Annotated in this window: 25 protein-coding genes; 10 read left to right on the top strand and 15 right to left on the bottom strand. The window is 60.8% G+C overall.

Features of this window, described 5'->3' with window-relative positions; genetic code table 11:
• Positions 1-96: 96 nt before the first annotated feature.
• The 3 genes from Q1A07_RS10100 to Q1A07_RS10090 form a co-directional block, all read right to left on the bottom strand.
• Complete coding sequence (locus Q1A07_RS10100; protein WP_299780317.1) at positions 97-2,916, bottom strand: DNA translocase FtsK; 2,820 nt, start codon at positions 2,914-2,916, stop codon at positions 97-99.
• An 18-nt stretch (positions 2,917-2,934) separates the two neighbouring features.
• Positions 2,935-4,116 carry an aminotransferase class I/II-fold pyridoxal phosphate-dependent enzyme gene (locus Q1A07_RS10095; RefSeq protein WP_299781404.1) on the bottom strand — a complete coding sequence of 394 codons (1,182 nt, stop codon included), beginning with the start codon at positions 4,114-4,116 and terminating at the stop codon, positions 2,935-2,937.
• Positions 4,117-4,225: 109 nt separating this feature from the next.
• A complete protein-coding gene (locus tag Q1A07_RS10090; protein ID WP_299780316.1) occupies positions 4,226-5,554 on the bottom strand; it encodes an amidase in 1,329 nt (442 codons plus the stop codon).
• 84 nt (positions 5,555-5,638) lie between these two features.
• Here Q1A07_RS10090 and Q1A07_RS10085 point away from each other — a divergent pair, with 84 nt between their 5' ends.
• Positions 5,639-6,865 carry an FAD-dependent monooxygenase gene (locus Q1A07_RS10085; protein WP_299780314.1) on the top strand — a complete coding sequence of 409 codons (1,227 nt, stop codon included), beginning with the start codon at positions 5,639-5,641 and terminating at the stop codon, positions 6,863-6,865.
• Here Q1A07_RS10085 and Q1A07_RS10080 read toward each other — a convergent pair.
• The 5 genes from Q1A07_RS10080 to Q1A07_RS10060 all read right to left on the bottom strand — a co-directional run bounded on the left by Q1A07_RS10080 (position 6,862) and on the right by Q1A07_RS10060 (position 10,415).
• Positions 6,862-7,047 carry a Trm112 family protein gene (locus Q1A07_RS10080; RefSeq protein WP_299780312.1) on the bottom strand — a complete coding sequence of 62 codons (186 nt, stop codon included), beginning with the start codon at positions 7,045-7,047 and terminating at the stop codon, positions 6,862-6,864. The genes Q1A07_RS10085 and Q1A07_RS10080 overlap by 4 nt on opposite strands.
• A complete protein-coding gene (locus tag Q1A07_RS10075; protein ID WP_299780310.1) occupies positions 7,044-7,688 on the bottom strand; it encodes an LON peptidase substrate-binding domain-containing protein in 645 nt (214 codons plus the stop codon). Before Q1A07_RS10075 ends, Q1A07_RS10080 begins: the two co-directional genes overlap by 4 nt.
• A 27-nt stretch (positions 7,689-7,715) precedes the next feature.
• Entirely contained in the window at positions 7,716-8,633 is a 918-nt protein-coding gene (gene trxA, locus Q1A07_RS10070) for a thioredoxin (RefSeq protein WP_299780308.1), read from the bottom strand.
• 53 nt (positions 8,634-8,686) lie between these two features.
• Positions 8,687-9,475, bottom strand: a complete 789-nt coding sequence (locus tag Q1A07_RS10065; protein WP_299780306.1) for an exodeoxyribonuclease III — start codon at positions 9,473-9,475, stop codon at positions 8,687-8,689.
• 253 nt (positions 9,476-9,728) lie between these two features.
• Positions 9,729-10,415 (bottom strand): response regulator transcription factor, encoded by a 687-nt coding sequence (locus tag Q1A07_RS10060; protein ID WP_299780304.1) that lies wholly within the window; start codon positions 10,413-10,415, stop codon positions 9,729-9,731.
• A 161-nt stretch (positions 10,416-10,576) separates the two neighbouring features.
• Here Q1A07_RS10060 and ribA point away from each other — a divergent pair, with 161 nt between their 5' ends.
• Both ribA and Q1A07_RS10050 read left to right on the top strand, forming a co-directional pair.
• A complete protein-coding gene (ribA, locus tag Q1A07_RS10055) occupies positions 10,577-11,665 on the top strand; it encodes a GTP cyclohydrolase II (protein WP_299780302.1) in 1,089 nt (362 codons plus the stop codon).
• Positions 11,662-12,171, top strand: a complete 510-nt coding sequence (locus Q1A07_RS10050) for a L,D-transpeptidase family protein (protein WP_299780300.1) — start codon at positions 11,662-11,664, stop codon at positions 12,169-12,171. The genes ribA and Q1A07_RS10050 overlap by 4 nt, the downstream gene beginning before the upstream one ends.
• Positions 12,172-12,179: 8 nt before the next feature.
• Here the strand turns inward: Q1A07_RS10050 and Q1A07_RS10045 are convergent, their stop codons facing one another.
• Positions 12,180-12,833: a YggS family pyridoxal phosphate-dependent enzyme gene (locus Q1A07_RS10045; RefSeq protein WP_299780298.1), complete on the bottom strand. Its 654-nt coding sequence runs from the start codon at positions 12,831-12,833 to the stop codon at positions 12,180-12,182.
• Between the two features lie 106 nt (positions 12,834-12,939).
• A complete protein-coding gene (locus tag Q1A07_RS10040; RefSeq protein WP_299780296.1) occupies positions 12,940-13,896 on the bottom strand; it encodes a porin in 957 nt (318 codons plus the stop codon).
• A 285-nt stretch (positions 13,897-14,181) separates the two neighbouring features.
• Between Q1A07_RS10040 and Q1A07_RS10035 the strand changes: the two genes are divergently transcribed.
• The 4 genes from Q1A07_RS10035 (at position 14,182) to holA (ending at position 18,778) form a co-directional block, all read left to right on the top strand.
• The gene (locus Q1A07_RS10035; RefSeq protein ID WP_299780294.1) at positions 14,182-14,676 is read left to right on the top strand and encodes a DUF3576 domain-containing protein; all 495 of its coding nucleotides are present in this window, start codon (positions 14,182-14,184) and stop codon (positions 14,674-14,676) included.
• A gap of 91 nt (positions 14,677-14,767) precedes the next feature.
• Positions 14,768-17,314: a leucine--tRNA ligase gene (gene leuS, locus Q1A07_RS10030; protein ID WP_299780291.1), complete on the top strand. Its 2,547-nt coding sequence runs from the start codon at positions 14,768-14,770 to the stop codon at positions 17,312-17,314.
• A complete protein-coding gene (lptE, locus tag Q1A07_RS10025; RefSeq protein WP_299780289.1) occupies positions 17,301-17,777 on the top strand; it encodes an LPS assembly lipoprotein LptE in 477 nt (158 codons plus the stop codon). The genes leuS and lptE overlap by 14 nt, the downstream gene beginning before the upstream one ends.
• Positions 17,777-18,778 (top strand): DNA polymerase III subunit delta, encoded by a 1,002-nt coding sequence (holA, locus tag Q1A07_RS10020; protein ID WP_299780287.1) that lies wholly within the window; start codon positions 17,777-17,779, stop codon positions 18,776-18,778. Before lptE ends, holA begins: the two co-directional genes overlap by 1 nt.
• Here holA and Q1A07_RS10015 read toward each other — a convergent pair.
• Positions 18,775-19,203: a GFA family protein gene (locus tag Q1A07_RS10015; RefSeq protein WP_299780285.1), complete on the bottom strand. Its 429-nt coding sequence runs from the start codon at positions 19,201-19,203 to the stop codon at positions 18,775-18,777. The genes holA and Q1A07_RS10015 overlap by 4 nt on opposite strands.
• A gap of 134 nt (positions 19,204-19,337) precedes the next feature.
• Between Q1A07_RS10015 and Q1A07_RS10010 the strand changes: the two genes are divergently transcribed.
• On the top strand, positions 19,338-19,922 hold the full coding sequence (locus Q1A07_RS10010) for a glutathione S-transferase family protein (protein ID WP_299780283.1): 585 nt from the start codon (positions 19,338-19,340) through the stop codon (positions 19,920-19,922).
• Here Q1A07_RS10010 and Q1A07_RS10005 read toward each other — a convergent pair.
• Together Q1A07_RS10005 and Q1A07_RS10000 are read right to left on the bottom strand one after the other, a co-directional pair.
• On the bottom strand, positions 19,901-21,085 hold the full coding sequence (locus Q1A07_RS10005) for a TIGR03862 family flavoprotein (protein ID WP_299780281.1): 1,185 nt from the start codon (positions 21,083-21,085) through the stop codon (positions 19,901-19,903). The genes Q1A07_RS10010 and Q1A07_RS10005 overlap by 22 nt on opposite strands.
• On the bottom strand, positions 21,082-22,416 hold the full coding sequence (locus Q1A07_RS10000; RefSeq protein WP_299780279.1) for a mechanosensitive ion channel domain-containing protein: 1,335 nt from the start codon (positions 22,414-22,416) through the stop codon (positions 21,082-21,084). The genes Q1A07_RS10005 and Q1A07_RS10000 overlap by 4 nt, the downstream gene beginning before the upstream one ends.
• 73 nt (positions 22,417-22,489) lie before the next feature.
• On the opposite strand from Q1A07_RS10000, the gene Q1A07_RS09995 reads away from it, so the two are divergent.
• On the top strand, positions 22,490-22,783 hold the full coding sequence (locus Q1A07_RS09995) for an HNH endonuclease (protein ID WP_299780278.1): 294 nt from the start codon (positions 22,490-22,492) through the stop codon (positions 22,781-22,783).
• 4 nt (positions 22,784-22,787) lie between these two features.
• Here the strand turns inward: Q1A07_RS09995 and Q1A07_RS09990 are convergent, their stop codons facing one another.
• On the bottom strand, positions 22,788-23,396 hold the full coding sequence (locus tag Q1A07_RS09990) for an enoyl-CoA hydratase/isomerase family protein (RefSeq protein WP_299780276.1): 609 nt from the start codon (positions 23,394-23,396) through the stop codon (positions 22,788-22,790).
• A complete protein-coding gene (locus tag Q1A07_RS09985) occupies positions 23,393-24,142 on the bottom strand; it encodes an SDR family oxidoreductase (protein WP_299780273.1) in 750 nt (249 codons plus the stop codon). The genes Q1A07_RS09990 and Q1A07_RS09985 overlap by 4 nt, the downstream gene beginning before the upstream one ends.
• A 128-nt stretch (positions 24,143-24,270) precedes the next feature.
• Here Q1A07_RS09985 and Q1A07_RS09980 point away from each other — a divergent pair, with 128 nt between their 5' ends.
• Positions 24,271-25,794, top strand: a complete 1,524-nt coding sequence (locus tag Q1A07_RS09980; protein ID WP_299780272.1) for a DUF2125 domain-containing protein — start codon at positions 24,271-24,273, stop codon at positions 25,792-25,794.
• The last annotated feature ends 89 nt before the right edge of the window (positions 25,795-25,883 follow it).

The following is a 25,883-nucleotide window of genomic DNA, read 5'->3' as shown; positions in this document are numbered from 1 at the left end:
CTTATCTCCCAGATAGGGTTGAACGCGCTGTTATGCGATATCAGTGGCGATCATTTGCTTCAATCCGCTGTGATCGCTGATGTAACGCGGGACCCTCTAACCTTGTTCCGGCACCAATATCTCGCGCTTGCCCACATGGTTCGCCGGAGACACCAACCCCTGGTCTTCCATCTGCTCTACAAGGCGTGCGGCCTTGTTATACCCGATGGCCAGCTTGCGCTGAATATAGCTGGTGGAACACTTGCGGTCCTTGATGACCACCTGAACGGCAGTGTCGTAGAGGGCGTCTTCACCATCGGTGTTGCCACCCAGACCCAGAACCGCATCGATGTCGCTTTCCTTGTCGTCTGACGGTCCTTCAACCACGCCAGAGACATAGTCGGGCTCACCGTAGGCCTTGAGGTGGTTGACGATCTCCTCGACCTCCTCATCCGAGACAAAGGGGCCGTGACAGCGGGTGATCTTGGCTCCACCCGCCATATAAAGCATGTCGCCCATGCCCAGAAGCTGTTCTGCGCCCATTTCGCCCAGAATGGTGCGGCTGTCGATCTTCGAAGTCACCTGGAAGGAAATCCGCGTCGGGAAGTTCGCCTTGATCGTGCCGGTGATCACATCGACCGACGGGCGCTGCGTGGCCATGATCAGGTGAATGCCGGAGGCCCGCGCCATCTGCGCCAGACGCTGGATGCAAGCCTCGATCTCCTTGCCCGCAACCATCATCAGGTCGGCCATCTCGTCGACAATCACGACGATATAGGGCAGCGCCTCGGGGGTGTTTTCCTCGGTCTCGAACACCGGTTCGCCGGTCTCGTCGTCAAAACCGGTTTGCACTGTGCGCGTGAACATCTCGCCCTTGGCCAGCGCCTCGCGCACCCGACCATTGAACCCTTCGATGTTGCGCACGCCCATCTTGGACATCTTGCGATAGCGCTCTTCCATCTCGCCCACGACCCATTTCAGGGCCACAACCGCCTTTTTCGGGTCGGTTACCACTGGGGAAAGCAGATGCGGGATGCCGTCATAGACAGAGAGTTCCAGCATCTTGGGGTCGATCATGATCATCCGGCATTCCTCGGGCGTCAGCTTGTAGAGCAGGCTGAGGATCATGGTGTTGATCGCCACCGATTTACCCGAGCCCGTGGTCCCCGCGATCAGCAGGTGAGGCATCTTGGCGAGGTTGGCCACCACCGGATCACCGCCGATGTCCTTGCCAAGCGCAAGCGGCAGCCGCTGGTTGCTGTCGCCGAAATCGCGGGCCGAAAGGATCTCGCGCAGCACCACCTTTTCACGGCTGTCATTGGGCAATTCGATGCCAATCACCGAGCGGCCCGGCACAGTAGAGACCCGTGCCGACAGCGCAGCCATTGAGCGCGCAATGTCGTCAGCCAGACCGATCACGCGGGACGCCTTGAGGCCGGGTGCCGGTTCCAACTCATACATTGTCACAACCGGACCGGGGCGCACCGCGACGATCTCGCCCTTTACGCCATAGTCATCGAGCACCGATTCCAGCATCCGGGCGTTTTCTTCCAGCGCCTCATCGCTGAGATGTAAACGCGGCACTTCAATCGGGTTTTCCAACAAGCTGAGCGGCGGCAGTTCGAACCCGGGATGGGTATCATCGAAAGAGAGCTTCGGCTGCGCCTCAGCCTGCGCACGCGAGGAGGGTTGCACGGGCTTGCGCGTGGGCTGCTGCACCACCCGGCGCGGCTCTGCTATGGGGGCAACGGGGATGTCGACGACGGCCTCGTCTTCGAGGGGCGCCATAAGATTCAGGTCTTGCGGCGCAGGTGGGATCGCTCCGGTTTGCGGTGCGGTCAAAGGCGGCTCGGCGCGCGCGCCATCGGTATTCAGAAGCAGCGGATCGGGTCCACGACCGCGACCCTTGGTCAACGGTGCGGTTGTCGGCGTTTGCACGGCCAAACTGGTGCGGGCACGTGATTTGATCACATCCGCGATGCGCGCCCTGATCCGGTCTTCGCCCGGTGCATCGTCCACATCCATCACCATATCACTCTCAACCAGTTCAGGTTCCGGCATGATGTCCGGCCGCTTGATCAGTCCGGGCATGCGGGAAAACAGCCCCGCCCTGGGTTCGTCCTCAGGCTCCTGAAAGGCCGGCGCATCATGGGCAGGGGCCACTTCTGTGTGGATGGTCTGAGCGGCAATCGCCTCTGCTGCCGCAGCACGTTCTTCTCGCGCCTGCGCGCGGCGTTCGGCGTGGCGCGCGGACAGGCTTTGTGCTGTCGTCAGGGCGCCGCTTGCACCACGTCCCAGCAGGGCCATGATGCCCGCATAGATCATCACCACGCCGACAAGCAGAAAGCGCCCGATGCGCATCAATTCCGGTTTGGTGAAACCTGTCACGAAGGCCCCAAGCGCCAGGATACCCACCGCCATCAGCACCGACATCAGTTTTACCGTGAAGGTGGAGCCAATGGGCAAAAGCGTCAGTAGAAAGCCCATGACTGTGTCTCCGAAGAGCCCGCCGAGGCCAAAGCTATGGGTGTCCAACCAATTGCCATCAGGTGTCAGCGTGGCCGCGTAGATCGAGCCCAGTGCAATCGCGATCGGCGCAAAGATCAGCCGCCCAATCGCCCGTTCCGCGCCCTGATGGAGGGCAAATCGCAAACCCCAGGCTACGAGCACGATGCCAATGCCCCAGGCGCCCCACCCCACGATCATGAAGAGCGGCGCAGCGATGGAAGCACCCGTACGCCCCAGCCAGTTCTGCACCGCCGCATCCGTCGAGACCATCCAGTTTGGATCATCCGGCGTGTAGGAGGCGATCATCGCGCAGGCTGCACAACCCAGCGCGATCAAAACCAGCCCGAGCAGTTCCTTGCCACGTTTTTCGACCGCCTCAGCCATATTGCTGTCCAGCAGCGGGTCGCGTCCACGTGTTTGATATGCCATGCTCTGATCCCTCGTACCTTATTGCGGATAAAGGCAGTCGCGGATCAGTTCGATCCCGCGCGCCGTTTCCGTCTTTGGGGCCACCATCGCGGCCCTGATGTATCCTTGTCCGGGGTTCACCCCGTCATAGTCCTGCGCCAGATACCCGCCGGGCAGCACCCGCACGCCGGTCTCGCGCCAAAGCTTTACTGCCGCTTCTTCGTCATTCTCCACCGGCAACCACAGAAAAAATCCGGCCTCAGGGCTCGCATAGCCCGGCACATTCCCCAGAATACGATCGGCGATGTCGTATTTTTCGACATAAAGCGCGCGGTTTTCGATCACATGCGCCTCGTCTTCCCAGACGGCGGCGGCAGCGGCCTGCAACGGCTGTGGCAAAGGCGCACCGGCAAAGTTTCGCAGCTGTCTGATCTCCCGGATGTTCTCCGCACCGCTGGCGACAAAACCCGACCGCAGGCCCGGCAGGTTCGACCGTTTAGACAGTGAATGGAAAATCACAACGCGGTTCAGGTCCGCGCCCATTTCGTGCGCCACCTGCAACGCGCCTACCGGTGGGGTATCGCGATAAATCTCGGAATAGCACTCGTCGGCAAAGACCTTGAAATCGTATTTCTCCGCCAGGGTGATCAGGTGGCGCCAATACTCCCGGCTGGCCACCACCCCTTGCGGATTGGCGGGCGAACAGATGTAGGCGGCGGTTGCGCGGTTCAGAACGTCTTCCGGCAGGTTGGTGAAGTCAGGCAGGTGACCGTTCTCAAGCGTCGCGGGCACCATGATCGGGTCGGCGGCAACCGACAGCGCCGCGATCATATACACCTGATAAAACGGGTTCGGCATCAAAACCGTGGGACGCTGACCGTTCTTGGTCTCCGGGCAAAGCGCCATAACGGCGTTGTAAAGCCCTTCCCGCGTGCCGTTCAGCGCCATGACCTGCGCGTCTGGGTCAAGCGGCACCCTGTAGCGGCGGTTCACGAAACCGCAGATCGCCGCGCGCAGCTCAGGTGAGCCTTCATTTGGCGGATAGTTGTTAAACCCCGCCGCATTTTGCGCAATCACATCCATGACCCACGCCGGAAACACATGTTTCGGCTCACCAATTGTCATGTGAATAGCCGGGCCACCCCCGTTGGATACGTCCAAAAGGGCGCGCAAACGCGGCCAAGCATGTGCCGGAAGGTTCGAAAACCGCTCAGGATACACCATTAAAACTGCCTCAGATCGGGATCATTAACGTCCCGTTTTGTCCAAGGTACCCAAGGCGGCGGCCTGCGTCCAGAAAAACGCGCAGCTTATTCCGAATTTGTTGCTTTTAAGCCAATGCCTTCTCCGCAGCCGCTCCAAGGCGCAACAACGCACCTTCACAGTCGGGGGGAGCCATCATCATCAGCCCGCAACTGGCCACGCCAGTGGGCAGGCTCAGGGCGCATAGACCCAGCAGATTGCCAATCCGCGTGTTGCGCAAAGCCAGAAGATTTTCGGTGACGTAGTAAGCGTGATCCGCATTCAGGCGCTCCAGGTTTGGCGGTAGAATCGGCGCAGTGGGCAACAAAACCGCATCATACCCAGCCGTCGCCTGATCATAGGCCAGCCGCGCCGCTTCGAGCGCTGCCCAGGCAGCAACATAGTCTGGCCCGGTATGATTTTTGCCCAGACGGAACCGCTCAAGTATCTCGCCGTACATGGCATCCGGGTTGGCTTCGATCACATCGCGCCAGAGACCGTAAGCCTCTGATGTATAAACACAAGTGCTCTGCGCCATCGCGGTTTCGACTTCGGGAACGTGAATGCGGTCGACACGGGCACCCGCCGCGTGAAGCTGCACAACCGCTTGCTGGAATGCGGCCATAGGCTCTTCGCGTACATCCTGCGTTGCCACGGTCTCAAGAATGGCGAACCGCCTGTTGGTCAGTGTCGCCCCCTTCAGATCAAAAGCCTTGCGTCCCTCCATCACGGCCATCACCAAGTTCGCATCCTCAACCGACCGACAGAGCGGGCCCACGGTGTCAAAACGCAGCGCCAACGGCACCACGCCTTCAAGGCTGAGGCGGCCGGAGGTGGTCTTGAGCCCCACGAGGTCGTTCCAGGCAGACGGGATGCGCACCGATCCGCCGGTATCAGAGCCAATGCCTGCCGCAGCAAGCCCGAAGGCCACCGACGCGGCGGCACCCGAGGATGAGCCACCCGGCACGGCACCTTCATCGTTGACGCAAGGCGGGGTATTCGTGCTCGGGTTATAGCCCAGACCGGAAAAGGCCAGCTCCGACATATGGGTCTTGCCAAGGCAGATCAGGCCCGCCGCGGTCGCATTGGCCAGCACACGGGCGTCCACGTCTGGTACCCGCCCCACCAGCAATTTCGAACCTGCTTCGGTCACCACGCCCGCAGTATCAAAGAGATCCTTCCAGCTGATCGGAACGCCATCAAGTGGCGACAGACGCTGGCCGGAGGCCGCACGGGCGGCAGCGGCCTCGGCCTCCGCCAAGGCCCGATCATGCGTCACACGCGCAAAAATCCTGTCTTTCAACGGATGAGCATCAATCGCATCCAGATAGGTCTGCGTCAGTGCCACGGGATCGATCTCTCCCGCCGCAATCCCCCGCCCCAGCGCGGCGGCCGTCATGTGCAACCAGTCCTGCATGTCCTGCTCCCCGATGTCCCCGGCAAAAGGGTAGCGACGCAAGCGCGCATGGACAATCCCCCTCCCCCGGTCCTATTGAGACATATGGAGTTTGACTGTGACATCCTCATTGTCGGTGGCGGGTTGAATGGCCCGGCCCTCGCGCTGGCCCTGGCCAGTGCAGGACAAACCGTGACCCTCGTCGATGCCTTGCCGGTAAAGACGCGCAAGAATGCGGCTTTCGATGGGCGGTCCTACGCGCTGGCGCTCACATCGACGCGGCTGTTCAGCGCCTTGGGTGTCTGGGACACCATCGAAGATCAGGCGCAGCCGATGCTCGACATCAAGGTCAGCGATGGGCGCGCGGGTGAAGGCCCGTCGCCCTTTTTCATGCATTTCGATCACGCCGAGATCGAAGAGGGCCCGATGGGCTATATGGTCGAAGATCGGCATCTCCGCCCGGCCCTCCTTGATGCTGTCAAAAAGGTCAAAGCGATCCGACAGATCAACGGCGACGCGGTGACCGCGCAGAAAGTGGACGCAACGGGTGTGACCGCAACGCTCGCATCCGGGAAATCACTACGCGCGCGGTTGCTTGCGGGGTGTGACGGGCGCGGGTCCGGCACGGCCACGCGCGCAGGCATCACGCGCACCGGTTGGGGGTATGACCAAACCGCCCTGGTCTGTGCACTGGCCCATGAATTGCCGCACCATGGCGTCGCACATCAGTTCTTTATGCCCGCCGGTCCCTTGGCCATTTTGCCGCTGACCGGCAATCGATCCTCTATCGTGTGGAGCGAAACCACGCAGAACGCACGGGAAATCAACGCCCTGTCCGAGGCCGATTACCTCGACGTGCTGCGGCCGCGATTTGGCAGCTTCCTGGGGGAAATTTCGCTGGCAGGTGCGCGGTTCACCTATCCCTTGTCGCTCTCGCTGGCAAACGAGCTGATTGCGTCGCGCGTGGCACTTGTCGGAGATGCCGCGCATGGAATGCATCCGATTGCCGGGCAGGGCCTGAACGCCGGGTTGCGGGATGTGGCCGCCTTGGCGGATGTGATTGCGGACGCGTCCCGGCGCGGAGAGGACGTTGGGTCCGCACCCGTTCTGGGGCGCTATCAGCAATGGCGACGCTTCGACAACGCCGCCTTGGCGATGGCCACCGATGGGTTCAATCGTCTGTTTTCAAACGATAACGCGCTCCTGCGCGGCCTGCGTGATTTTGGCATGGGTGTGGTTGGACGGATGCCTGCCCTGCGGCGCAGTTTCATCCGCGAGGCCGCAGGTCTCACCGGCGATCTGCCCCGCCTGATGAAAGGCGAACGCCTCTAGTCGAGCGTGCGCGCCTCGTCCACCAGCATCACCGGAATGCCGTTACGGATTGGATAGGCCAGATTGGCGGTGGTCGAGATCAGCTCCTGCCGCTCCACGTCATATTTCAGCGTTGTCTGGCTGCGCGGGCAAATCAATGCCTCCAGCATGCGGCGGTCGAATTCCACGGCTGTCTCTGTCACTGGATCATCTCGCTCTCGGCGCCCCCACGCAACTGGTATTCGATCAGGGTCACCAGTGTTTCGCGCCGCGTGGAAAGCGATGGGGCTTCCAGCAGCGCCTGCTTGTCCTCGGGGTCGAAATCCAACATCATCGACAAGGAATTAATCAAAAGCTCGTCGTCGGCCTCTTTCAAGGTTTCCCAATCCGCGGACAGCTCCCGCGCGTCGAAATACCGGCCCAGCAGGTCCATGAATCCGGCCCGCTGAAAACAGGGGTCTTTTTCATCCGGCCCAAGGTCGCGGTCAAAGCCGTCCCACTTTACGTCGCAACGTCGGTACGGGGTGAACCCCTGCACCTCCTGCACCACGCGAAACCGCGAAACACCCCCAAGTGTGATCAGGTAGCGCCCGTCTTCGGTTTCCGAAAACTGCGTGATCCGGCCCGCACATCCGATGGAATGCAGACCACTGCCGCTGCGCCCCGGCACCTCGTTGGGTTGGATCATGCCAATGAGGCGCGTGCTGGTTTTCAATGCGTCTTCAAGCATTTGCAGATAGCGCGGCTCAAAGATATGAAGCGGCAATCGTGACCGCGGCAGCAATAGAGCACCGGGCAGCGGAAAAATCGCAATTGTGTCGGGAAGCTCTGCGGCTTTTATCATAGACTTCCACCTAGCCCGCGCGCCGCCTCAGGCAAATATCATTGAGCTCAGTTTTCGCCGTCCATTCAACATGATCGGGTCGTTTGGCTTCAGCGCTTCGAAAATGGTGAAAAGCTGCGTCTTGGCCGCGCCGTCGTTCCATTCCCGGTCGCGCCGGAAAAGCTCCAGCAATTGATCGACCGCGCCTTCGATATCGTCATTGGCGTGCATCGCCAGCGCCAGATCAAACCGCGCCTGCGGATCGTCCGGGTTGGCCTCCACCGCAGCCTTGAGGTCATCCACCGGCCCGGCCCCTTCGGCCTGCCGCGCCAGTTCCAGCTGCGCATGCGCCGCTTCGAGTTCGGGAGATTGTGAAATCTCCGCTGGCGCGCCATTCAGAATGGCTTCCGCCTGATCCAGCTCGCCCATGGCGATATGCGCACGCACCATGCCACCGTAGGCCCCCGCGTGATTGGGGTCTTCCCCCAGGATCGCCGCAAAAGTCTGGGCCGCGTCTGTGGCGGCCCCATCGGCCAGCATTTCCTCGGCGGCAGCGACCGCCTCATCCAACGTATCGCCGGGGGCTTCGCCACCCGCCGCTTTCACCACGCGATCGATGAACGCCTTGATCTCCGATTGCGGTACGGCACCCTGAAACCCGTCCACCGGCTGGCCCTTGTGAAAGGCATAAACCGTCGGAATAGACTGAATCTGCAGCTGCCCCGCGATCATCTGGGCCTCGTCCACGTTGACCTTGACCATCTTCACCGCGCCTTTTGCCGCGCGCACCGCCTCTTCGAGCTGCGGTCCGAGGGTTTTGCACGGCCCGCACCACGGTGCCCAGAAATCAACGATCACCGGCGTGGTTTGCGACGCCTCAACCACATCCGTCATGAAGGTTGCTTCGGTCGAGTCCTTGATCAGGTCATCGGCGGCGGGGGCTGCGCTCAGGTTCAGGTCCATCATCTTCGTGTCCTTACGGGTTGCGTCAGGGGTTATATGGGAGGCCGCGTATCAATTCAAAGGTCAAAAGTGGCAAAGACAGGTGCATGGTCGCTGGGCTTCTCCCAACCACGGGCGTCGCGCAGAATACGACTGGAATGCGCGGCACTTGCGATATCGCCGCTGGCCCAGACGTGATCGAGCCTGCGCCCCTTGTCAGCGCCATCCCAGTCCTTTGCCCGGTAGGACCACCAGCTGTAAAGCCGCCCCTCGGGGATGTCATTTCGGGTCACGTCGTGCCAACCTCCGGCGTCCTGCGTCTCGGCCAAGTGCTCGACCTCAACCGGCGTGTGGCTGACGACCTTCAGAAGCTTCTTGTGATCCCAGACGTCGTCTTCGCGCGGCGCGATGTTCAGGTCCCCGACCAGGATCGACTTTTCGGGGTGATTGTCCCGGAACCAGTCCCGCATCTCCGTCAGATAGTCGAGCTTCTGACCGAATTTCTCGTTCACGGTCCGGTCTGCAACGTCACCACCCGCCGGAACATAGAAATTATGCACGGTCACGCCGTTTTCCAGCTCTCCAGCGATGTGGCGGGCATGGCCAAGCGCGGCGAAGTCATGCGATCCGGCCTCCTGCATCGGGATTTTCGACAGGATCGCCACGCCGTTGTACCCTTTCTGACCCCGCGCAACGACATGCCCGTAGCCAACGGCGGCAAAGGCCTCCAGCGGCATCTTGTCCACCGGGCTCTTGCACTCCTGCAGGCACAAAACATCGGGGCCTTCTTCGGCGAGCAGCTTCAGTACGAGCTCTGCGCGCAGGCGGACGGAGTTGATGTTCCAGGTGGCCAGGGTAAAGGTCATAGTTGCGCTCCGCTTCGATTTCGCGGCACCCTAGCGCGTGCTGTGGCCCTTCGCCATGCCGAAACGTGCGGAAAGGCAGCGTTCAGGATCATGCGGATGGGCAAAAAAAAGACCGGGCACAAGGCCCGGCCAAGTCCAACAGGGAGGTGCATGTCATAACCCGGACATGCGCGGGATTTCTGAATGTGACCTGAATGACTTGCCACCTTCACGATTCATATAAGCGCGAATTGGTTAATAAAAACCCAACGCGTTACGCCATAAGACGATATCCGCCTGATTCGGTCACAAGAAGGCGCGCATTGGACGGATCTGGTTCAATTTTCTGACGCAGACGGTAGATATGCGTCTCCAATGTGTGGGTCGTTACACCGGCGTTATACCCCCAAACCTCATGCAACAGCACATCCCGCGGCACCACGCCGTCGTTGGAACGATAGAGGAATTTCAAGATGTTAGTCTCTTTTTCGGTCAGACGAACCTTCTTGTCATCTTCGGTGACCAGCATCTTCATCGACGGCTTGAACGTATAGTGCCCCAATTGGAACACTGCGTCCTCGGATTGTTCGTGCTGGCGCAATTGTGCGCGAATACGTGCCAGAAGGACCGGAAACTTGAAGGGTTTGCTGACGTAATCATTGGCCCCGGCGTCCAGACCCAGGATCGTGTCCGCGTCGCTGTCATGTCCGGTCAGCATCAGAATCGGGCTTTTTACACCCTGTTTGCGCATCAGCCGGCAGAGCTCGCGACCATCCGTATCGGGAAGACCAACGTCGAGGATCACCAGATCGTAAAGTGCTTCTTTCGCCCGGACCATTGCGTCGGCGCCGTTTGCGGCCTCAAATACATCGAAATCCTCGGTCATGATCAACTGCTCGCTCAGCGCTTCGCGCAGATCGTCGTCATCATCGACCAAGAGTATCTTTTTTAACTGTGCCATAGGTTGTCTCCCTTGAGTGAAACACAAATGTGTGTTCCTGCGCTTTCCCGCAAGCGCGCAGCGAATTCTCTCACGCGGTCGTGTTACCGGGACCGCGAAATGTTTCAATTTCGTTGGAATTGGCCTAGATCAACCGCGGAAAATACAGGCATTGTAACATCATGACCATCGGACCCGACATCACTGAACTACTGGCGCGCGCGCGGGCTGACCTGCGCATGGGCGTTCCTGTGGTGGTGGATTGCCCCGCACCAGTGTTGATTTCCTCGGCAGAAACGCTCTCTCCCTCCCGCCTGAAGGTTTTGTTGGACATGCCCGGTGACAGCGTGGTCGCCATCACCGCGCGACGGGCCGAAACCCTGAAGGCGCGTGTCTATGATGGCGATCTCGCGCGGGTTTTGCTGCCGCCCGATGCGACGCTGGACTGGGTGCTCGGCATCGCCGACCCGGCGGGTGATCTGATGACGCCGATGAAGGGGCCTCTGGCCTGCGCGCGTGGCGGCGATGTCGATGCGCACCGTGCAGGCCTGCAGATCGCCAAATCCGCGCGGCTGCTACCAGCGGTTCTGGTGACACCCGTCGAGGATGCGGCGCGTTTTGCACGGGACAATGGCCTGACCATCCTTTCGCTGAATGAGGTTGTTTCGCACCTGAGCCATCGCAGCCCGTTGCACCCGGTTGTAAACGCCCGCTTGCCGCTGGAAGTATCGGAGGTGGGCCGGTTACACGTGTTCAGGCCCGAAGACGGCGGGGAAGAACACTATGCCGTCGAAATCGGTCGCCCCGACAGGTCACAACCGGTGCTGACGCGGCTTCATTCGGCCTGTGTCACCGGGGATCTGATGGGCTCGCTCAAATGCGACTGCGGTCCCCAACTGCGCGCGGCGCTGGCCCAGATGGGTCAGGAAGGCCAGGGCGTGCTGCTTTACATGAACCAGGAGGGGCGCGGGATTGGTCTGGCCAACAAGATGCGCGCCTATTCCCTGCAGGATCAGGGGTTCGATACGGTAGAGGCCAACCACCGCCTTGGCTTCGAGGACGACGAACGCGATTTCAGGCTCGGGGCCGACATCCTGCAGGCGATGGGCTTTTCCTCCGTCCGCCTGCTGACCAACAACCCGCGAAAAGTGGAGATGATGCAGGCCAGCGGGATCACCGTTGCCACTCGGGTGCCATTGCAGGTTGGAAAGAACCGCCACAATCATGCCTATCTGGCCACCAAGGCAGCAAAGTCGGGCCACCTGCTGTGACCCCCGATGATCTGGTTCTGACACCAAGGGGCATTCGTTTTCAGGGCCGGACCTATCCCTGCACACTCGGCAAAACCGGGTGCACGCGGGACAAGAGAGAAGGCGACGGTGCAACACCGGTTGGCGTGCACCGGATTGTCGGCATGCTCTACCGGCCGGACCGGATGGCGCAGCCCACGCATTGGGCACTGCCGATTGGCCCGCGTGATCTGTGGTCAGATGACAGCAGCGATCCTGACTATAATCTGATGGTCCGTGCGCCTTACGACGCCAGCCACGAAAAGCTGCGCCGGGCCGATCCGCTCTATGATCTTGTAATCCTGACGGATTGGAACTGGCCTTATGCGGTGAAAGGGCGTGGTTCAGCGATCTTTATGCACCAGTATCGCAGGCCGGGATATCCGACCGAAGGGTGCATTGCCCTGTCGCGTGCCGATTTGCACCGGATTGCTCCGCGGATCGGCTACAAGACACGGTTGATCGTTCCGGATCCCCGTCCGTCTTGACCGCACTCTCAGGTGGGCGTGCGTTCTCCGAAAATCGCAGAGCCCACACGCACATGCGTCGCACCCAGCGCGATGGCCTTCTCGAAATCACTGCTCATGCCCATGCTGAGGCCGGACAAACCGTTGCGCGCGGCGATCTTGGCCAGAAGGGCAAAATGCAATGCGGCCTCCTCTTCGATTGGCGGGATGCACATCAGCCCCCGTATGGGCAGATCCATCGCCTGGCATTCCGCAACAAACGCATCGGTATCTGCGGGCAGCACGCCTGCCTTTTGCGGCTCTTCGCCTGTATTGACCTGAATGAACATCTCCGGGCAGGTGCCCATCTCCTGCGCGAGCCGCGCGAAGGTTTTTGCAAGCTTGGGTCGGTCAAGCGAATGAATGCTCTGGAAAAGCTCAAAAGACTGTCGCGCCTTATTGGTTTGCAAGGGTCCGATCAGGTGCAGGTCAATATCGTCAAATGCTTCGCGAAACGCGGGCCATTTGCCGGCGGCTTCCTGCACGCGGTTCTCCCCAAAACAACGGTGACCGTCTTGCAGCACGGCTTCGACCCGAGCGTTCGGCTGAACCTTTGAAACGGCGATGAGTTTAACCGATCCGTTTTCGCGCCCTGCCGCAGTCTCCGCCTTTGCGATCCGGTCTGAAATCTCCGCTAAACCCATTTGGCTCTCCAATCGATCTTTTGCCGCACAAGATAACAGCCCCACGCAAAAGAAAAGGGGCAGACCCGAAGGTCTGCCCCAAAAGTCTTGGATCATTCAGATCGACTTAGAAGTCGAAGCGAACACCCAGGTCAGCAATGGTGTTGCCAGCTGCGTTCGAGCCAACCATACCGTCGAGACGGACACCACCACCCAGCGAGTGGCGGAAGCCCAGGCCGTAGGATGTGTCGTTGGCGTCATCACCACCATCGGAGAACGATGCGAGGATGCTTGTTGCTGCGCCAACTGGGAAGGAAGCCGAAGCACCGAATACGGCGTCATCGTCACCTTCAAAGTCGGAGACCAGGAACGAAACGTCTGCGATACCGATGGTGCCGGACAGAGTTGCAACGATCCAGTCTTCGCTTACATCGGAACCTGCGTCTTCGAATTCACCGTAAACGGCACCCAGCGTCCATGCGCTGAATGTGTAGGATGCGCCGATTTCGAAGGAATCGCCGAACGCTGTAGCGCCCGCACCACCAAGATTGTCGGTGTGGTCGTCTGTGTAGGACGCCATGACTTTGAAGTCGCCCATTTCGTACAGAACGTTGATGCCGTTGTTACCTGCACCTGTGCTGGAGAACGCTGGCAGCGAAACGCCGGAGTTGGCGTACTGGCCAGTTTGACCAACGAGGCCGGGCTCGAAGCCGAAGTAGTTAACAACGTTCGCCGCGTCTGTCACGCCGGAGATGTTACCAACGCGAACGCGCAGGCCACCGGAGGACACTTGGAAACGTGCGCCGGAGAAGGACGCCGCGTTTGCGGAGTTGTTGGCGTTTTCGTTGGCTTCAACGCGAACACGAGCAGCAAAGCGGATGCCGCCGTCTGTCTCTGTGGATGCGTCGATGTTCAGACGGAAACGGCTTTCGATACGTGTGTCCTCTTCGGTGCCGCCAGCACGATCTTCTTCGTACAGGATACCAAAACGACCATACCCGCCGAAGTTAATGTTTGCATTGTCAGCTGCTACGACGCTGGCTGTTCCCACCAGTGCTGTTGTAGCGATGAGAAGTTTTTTCATGAACTTGTCCTCGGTTTGCTATTCGTTGTCCAACGGGGGAATCCCTTTTGAACCTGAGCAGTGTTTCGCTCTTAACCCCCCCCTTTTGCAAGGACTTGGACAGAGGTGAGGCGAGAGCCGGGAAAAATGGTGCAGCTTTGCCACACTCCTTCATATCGCCCCAGCACACAGATATCAGTTGCGTAAAAACCCATATGTACCAACTGCCTTATAGACGATAACGCCCTTGTCCCTCCTCCATTAGATAGACTAACGTGCAGCCGAGATTGAGTAGCGGGTAGCGACATGACACCAACCAGTATTTTGAGGCTCTTTGCCGTCACAACCGTTGTCGCGGCGCTGTCCGCCTGCGGCGGGGGCAGCCGCACGGGCGGTGCACCTGCCGAGGTTGACCCTGACATAGACAGCGACGCGGCGCGCGCGTCAGACGGTGCCGGAGCGGAAACGATCTGGGAAGCCTTCGGGCGCCGCAACACAGAAACGAATGTGGCGGTGAACAAGTATATCTGGTCGGCCTCGCTGGAGGTGCTCGACTTCCTGCCCGTGCAATCGGTCGACCCGTTTACCGGCGTGATCATCACCGGCTTTGGCCGCCCGCCCGGCGGGGGCCGGTCCTACCGCGCGACCGTATTGATCAATGATCCGGCCCTGGATGCGCGCTCGCTGAATGTATCGCTGCAGACCCAGGGTGGTCCGGCAAGTGCAGCCACCGTTCGCGCGGTGGAAGACGCTATTCTAAGCCGCGCACGGCAACTACGCATCGCGGATAACAGGCTCTAGTCATTCGGTTTTTCCAGACCCATGCAACATCAGCGCCGGGCCCCGTAGATGAAACGGCTCCCGGCGCTCTCACGTTAAAAAGGACGCAGTCATGACGCGTTACACCCCCGCAGAGATCGAAGCCCGCTGGCAGGCGGCATGGTCTCGGGATGAAGTCTTCAAGGCCGTGCGCTCGGCCGACAAGCCCAAATACTATGTGCTGGAGATGTTCCCATACCCCTCCGGCCGCATCCACATGGGGCATGTGCGCAACTATACGATGGGCGACGTGATCGCGCGCTACAAGCTCAGCACCGGCCATAACGTGCTGCACCCCATGGGCTGGGACGCCTTCGGCATGCCTGCGGAAAACGCGGCAATGGCCATCGGCGGGCATCCCAAGGACTGGACCTACGACAACATCAGTGACATGCGCGCCCAGATGAAGCCGTTAGGCCTCTCCATCGACTGGTCGCGTGAGTTCGCCACCTGCGATGTGGCGTACTACGGCCAGCAGCAGGCGCTGTTCCTCGATTTCCTCGAGGCGGGCCTGGTCTATCGCAAGAACGCCGTGGTGAACTGGGATCCGGTGGACATGACCGTTCTGGCGAATGAGCAGGTCGAACAGGGACGCGGCTGGCGCTCCGGCGCGCTGGTCGAGCGGCGCGAGCTCACACAGTGGTTCTTCAAGATCAGTGATCATTCGGAAGAGCTGCTTGAAGCGCTGGATCGTCTGGTGAACTGGCCCGCCAAAGTGCGGCTGATGCAGGAGAACTGGATCGGCAAATCCCGCGGGCTGCAGTTTGCCTTCTCGACCATAGACGCCCCCGACGGGCACGACCGGATCGAGGTCTACACCACCCGGCCCGATACCCTGTTGGGCGCGTCGTTTGTGGGCATTTCGCCCGATCACCCCCTTGCCAAGGTGCTGGAGCGGGACCGCGAGGATGTCGCCGCCTTTTGCGCGGAGTGCCGCAAGGGGGGCACCACCGAAGAGGCCATCGAGACTGCCGAAAAGCTGGGCTTCGACACGGGCATTCGCGTCCGCCACCCCTTCGATACCTCCCATGAACTGCCCGTCTATATCGCGAACTTCATCCTGATGGACTACGGCACCGGGGCGATTTTCGGCTGTCCGGCGCATGACCAGCGGGATTTCGAGTTTGCCACCAAATACGGGCTGCCGATCATTGCGACCTACCTGCCGTCTGAGGACAGCGACGAAACCCTGACAGAGGCCTATGTGCCCGCCAAGACGGAGAAGGTCTTTTACAACCGCGGCTTCGCAGGCGAGCCGCATCAGACTGGGCTGGAAGGCATCGACGCCGCCATCGACTTTTGCGAGGCGAACGGTATTGGGCAGGGTGTGACCAAGTACCGGCTGCGCGACTGGGGCCTTTCCCGCCAGCGTTACTGGGGGTGCCCGATTCCGGTAGTCCATTGCGAGGCCTGCGGTGTGGTGCCCGAGAAGAAAGAGAACTTGCCGATTGAGCTGCCCTATGACGTGGACCTCAGCGTCCCCGGCAATCCGCTCGACCGGCATCCGACATGGCGGGACACCGCCTGCCCGTCCTGTGGCAAACCTGCGCGGCGGGAAACCGACACGATGGACACTTTCGTGGACAGCTCGTGGTACTTCGCGCGCTTCACCGCCCCGCACGCCGACACACCGACCGTGATGGAAGACGCCGCCTATTGGATGAACGTGGACCAGTACATCGGCGGCATTGAGCATGCGATTCTGCATCTGCTCTATTCGCGGTTCTTCGCACGGGCGATGCGGATCACGGGGCACCTGCCACAGGGTACTGAAGAGCCTTTCGACGCGCTTTTCACCCAGGGCATGGTCACCCATGAGATCTACCAGACACGCGATGACAAGGGACGGCCTGTCTATCACCTACCCGAGGACGTGACCGACGGGAAGCTGGCTGACGGCACAGAGGTAGAGATCATCCCTTCGGCCAAGATGTCGAAGTCCAAGAAGAATGTCGTCGACCCGATCAACATCATCTCGGCCTACGGCGCCGATACCGCGCGCTGGTTCGTGCTGAGCGACAGCCCGCCCGAGCGGGATGTGGAATGGACAGCCAGCGGTGCGGAGGCTGCGTTCAAGCATCTGACCCGCGTCTGGAACCTTTGCGACCGGATCGGCGCGATGGACAAAAGCGCCCAAGGCACAGGGGATGCGGAACTGCTGCGCGCCATGCATGTCTGCATCCACGACGTAACCATGGGAATCGAAAGCTTCGGCTTTAACGCTGCGATTGCAAAGCTTTACGCCTTCACCGCCACTTTGCAGAAATCCAAGGCAGGATACACCGCCCAGCGCGAGGCGATCATGACGCTGGCACAGCTGATGTCACCGATGACCCCGCACCTGGCCGAAGATATCTGGGCACATCAGGGCGGCGAGGGGCTGATCACAACCGCCCCGTGGCCCAAGGCCGATGAGGCGATGCTGGTTTCCGACACCGTCACCTTGCCCATTCAGGTCAACGGCAAGCGGCGCGCCGAAATCACCGTGCCTGCCGATATGCCCAAAGAAGAGGTTGAAAAGGCAGCGCTTGCGGATCAGGCTGTGCTCAGAACCCTTGATGGCGCTGCGCCCAAGAAAGTCATCGTTGTCCCCGGACGGATCGTGAATGTTGTTGTCTAGTCGAAAATTTCTGCTGATTTTGCCGCTGGTGCTTGCCGCCTGCGGCTTTACACCGGTCTACGGAACGGGGGGGACAGGCACGCAGGTGCAGAACAGCATCACGGTGTCAGAACCGTCGACCCGCAATGCATTCCTTGCGACGCAGCGGATTGAAGAGCGCCTGGGCCGCGCGGCAGAACCTGTCTACCGGCTGAACCTGTCTGTGCGTTCCAGCCAGGAAAACCTTGCGGTTGACCGCGAGGGGAACATCACGCGTTACAACCTGCTGGGTTACGCTGACTATTCTCTGGTCGAGGTCGCCACGGGCCGCGTGATCACCTCCGGGTCGGTCGATAACTTCACCGGATACTCCGCCGCTGGCACAACCGTTGCCACGTTGGCGGCAGAACGTGATGCTCAAAAGCGTCTGATGATTCTGTTGGCCGACCAGATCGTCACGCGGGTGCTGGTCGCAGACATCTGATGAAACTTTCCCCGCGCGACGCCAATGCCTATTTCGCAAAACCGGACGCCAGCAAGACCGGGTTGCTGATCTACGGCACGGATGGCATGCGCGTGGCTCTGAAGCGGCAGCAGGTTTTGACTGCCCTGCTGGGTGACGGCGCCGAAGAGGAAATGCGGCTGAGCCGGATGGCGGGTAGCGATATCCGCAAGGATCCCGCCTTGCTGATCGATGCCATTAAGGCAGTGGGCTTTTTTCCGGGTCCCCGTGCGGTTTTTGTCGAAGAAGCGAATGATACCGCTGCTCCGGCGATTCTTGCTGCACTGGAAGACTGGCAGCCAGGCGATGCACAGATCATCGTGACAGGCGGTGCCCTCAAACCGACCTCGAAGCTGCGCAAAGCCTTTGAAGCCCATCCGCAGGCCTATGCGGCGGCGATCTACGACAACCCGCCGACACGGGAAGAAATCGACACCGCCCTGCGCGACGCCGGTCTGACACAGGTGCCCGGCGACGCGATGGCCGCCCTCGCCGATCTCGCGCAAGCGATCGATCCCGGTGATTTCCGTCAGACGGTTGAGAAACTGGCGCTTTACAAGATGAACGAGGCCGATCCGGTGTCTGCCGCAGATATCGCCGCCTGCGCGCCAACGTCCACTGAGGCGGATGTGGACGATGTGCTGATGGTTGTGGCCGAAGCCCGCGCCCATGACATCGGCCCGGTGATGCAAAAACTGGTGGCACAGGGTGCCACACCCGTCGGGCTGTGCATCGGGGCGATGCGCCATTTCCGGGCGTTGCATCGCGCGGCCAGCGACATCTCTGGCAGGCCCACGATCTTCGGACCCAACCGGGACCGGATGCTGGCCCAATCCCGGCGCTGGGGTGCGGCGAAACTGGAAACCGCAATCACCCTGCTGACCGACACCGATCTGCAACTGCGCTCCGCCGGGCAGAATGCGCCCGGCATGGCCCTGGTGGAACGCGCCTTTATCCGGCTGGCGATGCTGGGCGGGCGCTAGGTCTCCGGCGCAAACATCGCCATGACCTCTTCGGTGGTCATCTGATGTGTCTTTTCCGCAAAGCTGTAGCCCTTGGGCTTGTTGTCGATGAACAGCTCGCCCGTCAGCGGCGCGGCACCGGCGTCATCCAGCGTACCGACCCCCAGATGATACGTGCCCTCATGCGGACCCGGCGCCGTGACCCGGTAGTAGACACTGCTGCCGCATGTCTTGCAAAACGCCCTTTCCGCCCAGGGCGATGATGCATATGTGGTCAGGTTGTCTGCGCCCTTGATCTCGATGCTGTCGCTTGGCACTTCCAGACCGAGGTAGATTCCACCGCTCCACTTGCGGCACATGTTGCAATGGCAGGCACCGAATTCCTTCGGTTCGCTGGTCAGCGTGTAGCTTACGGCGCCACAAAGGCAGCTCCCGGTCTTGGACATCATCATACTCCTTGTCTGGATGCAGGTTCGCCAAAAACCTTCTCACAATCCACTGACATTTTCTGTCACCAGTTGCCAGTCGTGGCGCTGCGTGAAACAGTCTTCGGAGGCAGTAATCCAAAGGACATCGGGCAATGTACACAGTGATCGGCACCAGCAAATCGCGCGCGTTTCGGGTTTTGTGGATGTTGCAGGAAATGCAGGAGCCTTACGAGCAGATTGCTGCCGGCCCCCGATCAGATGAAGCCATGAAGTACAATGCTCTGGGCAAAATTCCCGCGCTCTTGGATGGGGAGGATGTGATGACTGATTCCGTGGCGATCATGACCTATCTGGCCGACAAGCACGGCAAGCTCACTGCGCCCGCCGGAACGGTGGCACGGGCCCGGCAGGATGCGATGACCTTCTGGCTGATTGATGAGCTTGATGCGATTCTCTGGTCGGCTGCGAAACACAGTTTTGCCCTTCCGGAGGGCGTGCGGGTACCTGCCGTCAAGGACGCACTGAAATATGAATTCGAGCGGTCAGCCGCGACCTTGTCCGAACGTCTCGACGGGCCCTTCCTGATGGGCGACGAGATGACATTGCCGGACATTCTGGCCTGTCACTGCCTGAACTGGGCCATCGGGGCAAAATTTCCACGCACCGATGACAAGCTTTTTCACTACGCCAAGGCGCTGCGGGAACGGTCGGCGTTTCAGGCGGCGTCCGCCGCGTAAGCGGCAGCGGCGCGCCCGGCCCACCGGCCCGTGGCCAGACAGGCGGTGATCAGGTAGCCCCCGGTCGGAGCCTCCCAATCCACCATTTCACCGGCGCAAAAGACCCCGGGCAGCGGTTTCAGCATCAACTCCGGTGTCAGCCCGTCAAACCGCACACCACCAGCAACCGATATCGCCTGATCCAGCGGACGCAGACCGTCGTGGCGCAGGCGCAATGCCTTGAGCACCTGTGCAAGCGCCGCAGGGTTGTTCGGCAGCGGGCGCGCCAGTTCCTGCGCCAGCGCAATTTTCACCGAATCCAGCTTTAGGGTTTTGCGCAGATGCGTCGACAGGCTGGATTTCCCCCTTGCGCGCGACAGGCGTCTGGTGGCCTCTGCCACATCAAGATCGGGTAAAAGATCGACGACCAACCTGTGACGCATCCGGACGGCGCGGCTGATTTCGTAGATACCGCCACCTTCAAAGCCCGTCTGGCTGATCACCGCCTCACCCCGCGACGCCATTGGTCCTGCCATGAAGCGCACGCCTTTCAACGCCGCGCCCGCGTGCTTTTGCATATGCGGTGACCACGCGATTTGCAGCCCCACATTGGTGGCTGCAAAGGGCGTCAAATCGACGCCCCGCGCGGCCAGAATGTCGGCCCAGGCCCCATCGGACCCCAGCCGCGCCCAGCTTGCCCCGCCAAGGGCCAGCACCGTGACCTCTGCGCGGAGGATCTCAGGCCCCTGCGGACCATCGAACACCATGTTCCCGTCATGCCAGCCACGCCAGCGCATGTTGGTGCGAAACACGACCCCAGCCTCGGTCAATCGGTTCAGCCACGCGCGCAAAAGCGGCGAGGCTTTCATCGCACGGGGAAACACCCGTCCCGTCGATCCGGTGAAAATCTCCTGCCCCAATGCGCGTGCCCAGTCCTGCACCGCGGTTGCGTCGAACGTCTGGAGTATCGGGCGCAGCGGGTCGGCGGCTTCGAAATAGCGGGGCATCATATCCTCGAAAGGCTCGTCCTTGGCCAGGTTGAGCCCGGATTTCCCCGCCATCAGCAGCTTGCGCCCGACAGAAGGTTTGGCCTCACAGACCGTCACGCGAAGCCCGGCGGCGGCCAGTTCTTCCGCCGCCATCAACCCCGCAGGCCCCGCGCCAATCACCAGCGCGTGGCTCACTCCTGAACCTGCGGCATGTCGCCTTTGAATTCCACAACCCGGTGCGGATAGGGGATTTCGATGCCGTTGTCCCTGAGCGCGTTCCAGACCAGAAAGAGCACATCAGACGTGTACTTATTGGGCCCGTCGTCCAGCCCGTTCACCCAGAATTCGACCGCAAAATCGATGCCGCTGTCGCCGAAACCGCGCAATTCGCAATCAGGCGGGTAAGGCGCATCCAAGACATCGGGGTGCGTGGCAACGGCGGCCTCGATGATCGGCGGCACCTTGTTGATGTCCGTATCATAGCTGACCGAAAACGGCGCCTCATAGCGGTTGGCAGAGCCGCTGTCGGAATAGTTCACCACACGCGTGGTGATGAAATCCTCGTTCGGCACCACGATCCAGCGCCCATCGAAGGTTTCCAGGATCGCGGCCCGCGCGGTCATTTTCACGATCTGCCCGGCCTCGCCACCGTCGAGTTCAACAAAATCGCCGACCGTCGCCTGCCCTTCGACCAGAAGGATCACCCCGGAGATGAAGTTCGAGGCGATCTTTTGCAGCCCGAAGCCGAGGCCCACGCCGATTGCCCCGCCGATCACCGCCAGCGCGCTGAGGTTGATCCCCATGATGTTCAGCAGCAGCAGGAAGGCCACGCCAAAAATGGCGAACTCGATGACCTTGGCCATCAATTGGCGCAGCGACGGGCGCATGTCTTTCTGGTTTTCGATGAACTGCGCGGTCTGCCGGTTGGACCAGCCGCCCAGCCAGAACAGAACGCCGCCCGCAATAATGCCGCGCACCAGGGACATGACAGAGAAGGAGATATTCCCCAGCGACACCGTCATCTCATTGAGCTTGAGCACCAGCGGGTCGAGCAACCCGACCGCATAGAGAGCGGCCACCGGGATCAGCACATACCGTCCCAGAAGCTTGAGGAAGGGATCGCTGACAATCTCCTTCACCAGGGTGCGCACGGCGAGGAACATGAAGACACGTTTGCCAAAGGCGATCACCGCGCCGCTGTCGAAAACGGACCGCACGACGCTTTCACCGATTGCCGTGAAGAGATAGGCCAGCAGCGGCAGCAACAGGGGCAGACCCAACAGAACAGTGCGCCGCGCCTGTGCAAACATGTTGTCCGCGTCTTCTGCAGGGGTGATAACCCGGGTCAGCAACCCGCGCAGGCGGCGTGCCACCACGATGGCCAGTAAATAGGCAAGCACCAGAAGGGTAAACTGGGACCACGCAGCGGGGCTCAGCGCCCAGGATTTTGCAAGTTCCCACCCGATGAGGGCGTATTCGGCAGCGCGCTGCACGATCTCCGGCTGACTGGACAGGTCAAATTCCACGCGGTGCCCCTCTTTCCATCGTCACGATCACACCTAGAGTCTTGCCCGTCACCGCCTGCCGGAGCAAGCCCAGATGTCCGATCCGATCTGCCCTCTGTGTGATCGTCCGATCCCGCCGGAGGTGAAACAGAGCCATCATCACCTGATCCCGAAGTTGAAAGGCGGCAAGGGCGGGCCGACCGTGTTGTTGCATCACATCTGCCATCGGGAAATCCACGCGACACTGACAGAGGCGGAACTGGCGCGGGACTACGCCGATATGGAAGCGCTCCGCCGTCATCCCCGGCTGGAGAAGTTCATTGCCTGGGTGCGCAAGCGCCCGCCGGGGTTCTTGTCGAAAGTGCCCGGTGGGCGGCGCAAAAGGTGACAGCCTAGCTGCACATGTCCTTGATCTGCGTGGCAAGGTCAGGTTGCGCGGCAACGGTGTCGACCGTCAGGGCCAGCGCCTGTGTCATCAGATCGTCAGGCGTCACAATTCGGTCAATCAACCCAAATCTCAGCGCCTCTTCAGCGTCTATTTTCTGCCCACCCATCAGGATCAGTTTGGTCCGGGCCGGACCGATCAGGGCCGCCATGCGCTTGGGGTCGCTCGGCTGTGGCAGGAAGCCCAGCTTCATGACCGGATAGAAAAACCGCGCCGTCGCAACGGAAATCCGCATGTCACAGGCCAGCGCCATGCCCATGGCGCCCCCCGCAAGCGTGCCGTTCAACGCCGCAATCGACAGACCGGGCAACGCCGCCACTGCCATCGAGAGTTCTTCCCAGAGCGGCGAGGTCGCGAGCCCGGCGCGGGCGGCGTCCAGATCTGCGCCTGCACTAAAGACCTTACCCGTACCTGTCAGGATCACGGCCCGCGCGTCCTGAGCGGACAGCATCACATCGCGCAAGTCGGTCAGCATCTCTTCGGTCAGCGCATTGGCCTTGTCCGGACGGTTCAACGTAACCGTCCAGACATCACCCGCGCGGTCGAGCGTGATCATGTAAGGCCCGCTTGCCGACGGATGTCTTCGTCCCGCAGCGAAATCTCCTGCCCGCACCACGCATCGGCCGCCGGGCTGCACATCCACAACAGCGCACGCGCGGGCCAGTCCGCGGGAATATGCGCATCCCAGTCTAACTGGCTGACCGGGTTGATGCCGCTCGACTTGATCTCTCGCTGCATCTGCGTGGCAACCGTGCCCGGCGACAACCCGATGGCGCGGATACCATGCTCGGCCTCTTCCTTATCAAGGCACCGGGTCAGCATGTTCACGGCGGCCTTGGAGGCGCAGTAATGGCTCCAGGCCTCCACCGGCCCATGGGCGGCCCCGGAACTGATGGTCAGGACCGATCCGCCCCCGCTCGCCTTCATCACCGGCACGACGGCCCGCATGCCGTAAAAGACCCCCTTGAGGTTGATATCAATGACATCCCCCCAGGTTTCGACATCCGCGTCGCTCAGATGCGAAATCGGCTCGATCACGCCTGCGTTATTGATCAGAACGTCCAGTCCGCCGAACGCATCAACCGTGGTATCGACAGCGGCCGCAACTTCGCGGGCATTGGCAACGTTACAGGGGATCGCGATGGCCTGCTGGCCGATCTCTCCGGCCAGATCCGCAATCTGGCCCTGCCCGCGCGCGACAAGCGCCACGTTCGCCCCGGCCCTGGCGAAAACCCGTGCCGTTTCTGCGCCAATCCCACGGCTTGCCCCGGTGATCAGTACTGTTTTTCCTGTCATATCCATGTGCAAAGCTCCTTGCTGATTGCCTTGTGGTAAAGTGCCGCGCGGGCAGGGTCCAGACCTACAGCCCCTTGACCATCGCCATACCTTGGCAGACCATGCGCGCGACAGTTGTTGATAAGGATTAGAGAATGACTTTTTTGACCCTCCGAACTGCGTCTGTTGCAGTGATCCTCGGCGCGTTGGCGTCCGCGGCACAGGCAGATGTCAGCGGACAGGATGTGTGGAACGACTGGAAAGCCTATTTCAACGGGGTCGGCTACGAAGTTTCGGCAGACGAAGCCAAATCCGGCGACACGCTGACCGTCAGCGACATCGAATTCACTTCTCCGGAAACGAGCGATGCCGCAGGCATGATCATGCGCATCGATCAGGTGACATTCACAGAGACGGATGACGGCAGCGTCAACGTGACCTTTCCCGAAGTGATGCCCGTCGAGATGTCCATCACCGATCCTGAAGGCGCAGACGCAAACATCCAGATGGAACTTCGCCCTTCGGGCGCGAAAACGACCGTGTCAGGTGTGCCGACGGAGATGACAAGCACCTATACGGCACAGAGCCTCGAACTGCTGTTGACTGAACTGATCGTGGATGGCGAAACGATCGACGCAGCCAATGTGGCCATGCGCGTGATCATGAACGGCCTGTCCGGTACCACGCAGTCCCGTGTGACCGGGAAGCGCCTCTATGACCAGCGTATGCAGGCCACGGACGTCGACTATACCCTTGCTTTCATCGATCCCGAGGGCCAGGGCACAGTTGATCTTGAAGGCGGGATAGACGGCATCAGCTTTTCCGGTGAAAGCGCCGTGCCGCTTGTTGTTCAGGATGCCAGCGATATCTCCGCCCTCCTCGCCGCTGGCATGGCGGTCAAAGGCGCGTTCGACTACTCGGGTGGTTCCACGACCATGTCGGTCAAAGAGAACAACGCCGAGGCTTTTTCCGCAGAGACCTCCTCGACGGGTGGCAAGCTCGAAGTTGTCATGGGGGCCGATGGTCTGAATTACTCTGGCCGTCAGAACAACCTCAAATTGGCCATGACAACGGAGGATTTCCCGGTACCCATCGAAGTCGACATGGCCAGGGCGAGCTTCAACTTCGCGATGCCCTTGCAGAAATCCGACGCTGCCGATGATTTTGCCGTTGGTTTTTCCTTCAACGATTTCACAATGTCCGATCTGCTGTGGGGGTTGTTTGATCCGCAGGCACAACTGCCGCGCACACCCGCGACTTTTGTGCTGGACCTGACCGGCAAGGCCCGGCTTCTGTTTGATTTCCTTGACCCCTCCGCAGCAGCAGTCGTGGACGATCCGGGCTTTACGCCGGCCGAGCTGGAATCCGTGGATATCAATCGGCTTCAGGTCACTGCAGCCGGTGCCGAATTGACCGGCGAGGGTGCATTCACCTTCGATACGGATACGCCGGGTGCCGGGCTGAAACCCAAAGGCTCTGCGGATCTGATGCTGGTCGGCGGCAACAAGCTGCTGGATACGCTTGTCTCCATGGGCTTGCTGCCCGAGGATCAGGCGATGGGCGCCCGGATGATGATGGGGCTTCTTGCCGTACCGGGCAAAGCCCCCGATACGCTCACTTCCAAGATCGAGATCAATGAGCAGGGCCACATCATGGCCAACGGCCAGCGCATTCAGTAGCCGCTGAATAAACGCATGTAGACGAGAAAGAGGGGCGCAGCGAGCGCCCCTTTTTGCCTTCCTCCCTTGCAGTGCCTGCATGACACCGC

Origin of the sequence: uncultured Roseobacter sp. (genome assembly GCF_947492555.1) — a bacterium.
Lineage (GTDB): Bacteria > Pseudomonadota > Alphaproteobacteria > Rhodobacterales > Rhodobacteraceae > Roseobacter.
Note: the sequence above shows the minus strand (reverse complement) of the source record. Positions and strands in the feature narration are given on the sequence as shown.